The sequence below is a fragment of the Mesorhizobium sp. M4A.F.Ca.ET.050.02.1.1 genome, from assembly GCF_003997725.1.
GTDB lineage: Bacteria > Pseudomonadota > Alphaproteobacteria > Rhizobiales > Rhizobiaceae > Mesorhizobium.
Genome location: NZ_RZSG01000734.1, coordinates 1 through 2,987, shown reverse-complemented (window position 1 = coordinate 2,987; position 2,987 = coordinate 1). Strand labels below are relative to the sequence as shown.

The window sequence follows — 2,987 nt, the reverse complement described above, 5'->3', positions numbered from 1 at the left end:
GCCCTGCACTGTCGTACCATTGCGTTTGTTCTCTTTATGTTCGCATCGATGGCGGCTCCTGTCAACAATCCTGAACACGGTTTTTGCCGCGACTGCCTGGCCCTCCAGCGCGGCGGCGGGCGGCGCTGCGAGCGCTGCGGCAGCCCCAGGCTCGTGCGCCATCCGGAGCTCTACCGGCTTCACCTTGCCCACATCGACTGCGACGCCTTCTACGCGGCGGTCGAAAAGCGCGACAATCCAGCGCTGAAGGACAAGCCGGTCATCGTCGGCGGCGGCAGGCGCGGGGTCGTCTCCACCGCCTGCTATATCGCCCGCATCCACGGTGTGCGCTCGGCAATGCCGATGTTCAAGGCGCTTGAAGCCTGTCCCGAGGCGGTGGTCATTCCTCCAGACATGGAGAAATACGTCCGCGTTGGGCGCGAAGTCCGCGCGTTGATGCAGGCGCTGACGCCGCTGGTCGAGCCGCTCTCCATCGACGAGGCATTCCTCGATTTTGCCGGCACCGAGCGCCTGCACGGCATGCCTCCAGCGCTGGTGCTGGCGCGCTTCGCGCTGACCGTGGAAAAGGCGCTCGGCATCACCGTCTCGGCCGGTCTTTCCTACTGCAAGTTCCTCGCCAAGGTGGCGTCCGACTTCCGCAAGCCGCGCGGCTTTTCGGTGATCGGCGAGGCCGAGGCGATCGGCTTCCTGGCCGAGCAGCCGGTGACGATGATTTGGGGCGTCGGCAAGGCCTTCGCGGCCGCCCTGGAACGCGACGGCATTCGCACTATCGGCCAGCTGCAGCGCATGGAGCGGGCCGAACTGATGCGCCGCTACGGCGTCATGGGCGACCGGCTCTACCGGCTCTCGCGCGGGCAGGACGACCGCCGCGTCGACCCTGGCGGCGACGCCAAGAGCGTGTCGGCCGAAACGACCTTCGACGCTGACATCGGCACCATGGCCGAACTGGTCCCCGTGCTACGGGCTCTGTCGGAAAAGGTCTCGGCTCGGCTGAAGAAGTCGGGCATTGCCGGACGCACCGTCGTGCTGAAGCTGAAGACGCAGGATTTCAAGCTCCGCACGCGCAACCGCCAGCTTGGCGACCCCACCCGTCTGGCCGACCGGATTTTCCAGACCGGCCTCGACCTGCTGCGCCGGGAGGCCGACGGGACGAAATACCGCCTGCTCGGGATCGGCGTCAGCGATCTCTCCGACGACGGGAAGGCCGATCCGCCCGATCTGGTTGATGTGCAGTCGCGCAAGCGCGCGCTGGCCGAAGGCGCCATCGATTCATTGCGCGACAAGTTCGGCAAGAAGGCCGTGGAAACCGGCTATACGTTCGGCAGGGGCCGCGGCGCCAATCCGCCGGAGCCGATCGAGGAGTGATCGAATTCGGCTTCCGCCACTCACGTGCGTTTGAGATCGATCCGGCTTGTCACCACCGTCTTGCCGGTTTTCGGATCGGCGTCTGTCACGGTGAGCCGCATGCCGTCCCCGCTGGTCTTCTCGACGGTTAGCCGCGCCGTCCGGTCGCCATTCACCTCTTTGGCCCATCGGATTGCGAGGCTGAGCGCATTGCCCGACCGCTTGCCATTCAACTGCGCCGGCCCGGTACGGGAGCCGACATAAACGCCGGTATAGCCCTTGCCGTTGGATTTCAAATCCGCGCTGATCGCCCGCGTCACCAGCACGAGACCTCGGCAATTGCCGTCGAGCGACAGCGAAGTCGACGTCGCGCCGGAATTGAAGGTGCAGGAGACGTTCACCGTCGGCGCGTTGGTGGTCACCTTGACGGTGCCGTTGCCGGCGAAACTGCCCTGGAACGAGCGCAGGAAATCTGCATCGTCGGCATGCGCGGGGCTCACGGCGGTCAGGCCGCCCGCGAGCAGAAGCAGCAGCATTGATTTCATCGAAGGTCTCCCCCGGTAGAATCGGAAATGCCTAAGCGCGGATACAGGGACTCGAACGCCTGCGGCGACCCCAGGTTCCGCCTTCAACGTGACTGTTTTTTAACGCCGCATCGGCTGGCCCAGTCGAATGCGCCGACTAGCGGTTGCCCTCGAAGGTCCGGCTTGCGACATAGCGCGCATGGCACCCGCTCCCTCGATCCCCAAGGCCGCGTTCTGGATGGCGCTGTCGATCGCCTCGTTCCTGGCGATGTCGGTCGCCGGCCGCGCCACGACGGCGGAGCTCAACGTCTTCCAGGTGCTGGAGCTGCGCTCGGTCATCGGCTTCCTCATCCTGCTGCCGCTGGTGATGATGAGCGGCGGCTTCGCGGCGATGCGCACCGAGCGTCCGCTCGCCCATCTTGCCCGCAATGTCGTCCACTATTCCGGTCAGGCCGCCTGGCTTTACGCGCTGACGCTGATACCGCTTGCCGTGCTGATCTCGATCGAGTTCACAACGCCGATCTGGACGGCCTTGCTGGCGGTCAGCTTCCTTGGCGAGAGGCTCTCGCGGCCAAGGCTGGCGGCGATCGTTCTGGGGCTGGTCGGGGTGGTGATCATCGTGCGTCCGGGCCTCGGTTCCATGAACGTGGGAGAGCTCATCGTGCTGGGCGCAGCGGTTTGCTTCGGTACCTCGGTGGTGTTGGTCAAGTCGCTGACACGCACCGACAGCGTCGTCAGCATCATCTTCTGGATGCTCATCATCCAGTCCGTGCTCGGCCTGGCTCCGGCGCTCTACGAATGGCGCACCCCGTCGCTCGAGCTCTGGCCATGGATCGTGGTGATCGCCTTCACCGGCATGTCGTCGCATTTCTGCATGGCCCGCGCGCTTGCCTACGCTGACGCCACTGTCATCTCACCGATGGATTTTTTGCGCGTGCCGTTGTCAGCGTTGATCGGCTGGCTGCTCTACCACGAGCAGATCGATGCCTTCACCGCTGGCGGCGCGCTGCTGATCCTACTCGGCAATCTACTCAATCTGCAGCGCAAAGCGCCAGAACCGGCAGAGATTGCGGCGTCATAGGAAAGGTTCGTTCCTCACGGTTCGACGGCATCGGCGGG

At 65.0% G+C, this 2,987-nt stretch carries 3 protein-coding genes; 2 read left to right on the top strand and 1 reads right to left on the bottom strand.

Features of this window, described 5'->3' with window-relative positions; translation table 11 throughout:
• Positions 1 to 36 precede the first annotated feature (36 nt).
• The gene (locus EOA33_RS30245; RefSeq protein ID WP_126054292.1) at positions 37 to 1,365 is read left to right on the top strand and encodes a DNA polymerase IV; all 1,329 of its coding nucleotides are present in this window, start codon (positions 37 to 39) and stop codon (positions 1,363 to 1,365) included.
• 20 nt (positions 1,366 to 1,385) lie between these two features.
• On the opposite strand, the gene EOA33_RS30240 is transcribed toward EOA33_RS30245, so the two are convergent.
• On the bottom strand, positions 1,386 to 1,889 hold the full coding sequence (locus tag EOA33_RS30240; RefSeq protein ID WP_127391872.1) for a hypothetical protein: 504 nt from the start codon (positions 1,887 to 1,889) through the stop codon (positions 1,386 to 1,388).
• A 178-nt stretch (positions 1,890 to 2,067) separates the two neighbouring features.
• Between EOA33_RS30240 and EOA33_RS30235 the strand changes: the two genes are divergently transcribed.
• On the top strand, positions 2,068 to 2,949 hold the full coding sequence (locus EOA33_RS30235; protein WP_127407314.1) for a DMT family transporter: 882 nt from the start codon (positions 2,068 to 2,070) through the stop codon (positions 2,947 to 2,949).
• Positions 2,950 to 2,987: the final 38 nt, after the last annotated feature.

What these genes read in the sequence shown, in the direction of transcription:
- EOA33_RS30245 (WP_126054292.1), top strand. Translation starts at nt 37, where the DNA reads ATGTTCGCATCGATGGCGGCTCCTGTCAACAATCCTGAACACGGTTTT.
- EOA33_RS30240 (WP_127391872.1), bottom strand. Translation starts at nt 1,889, where the DNA reads ATGAAATCAATGCTGCTGCTTCTGCTCGCGGGCGGCCTGACCGCCGTG.
- EOA33_RS30235 (WP_127407314.1), top strand. Translation starts at nt 2,068, where the DNA reads ATGGCACCCGCTCCCTCGATCCCCAAGGCCGCGTTCTGGATGGCGCTG.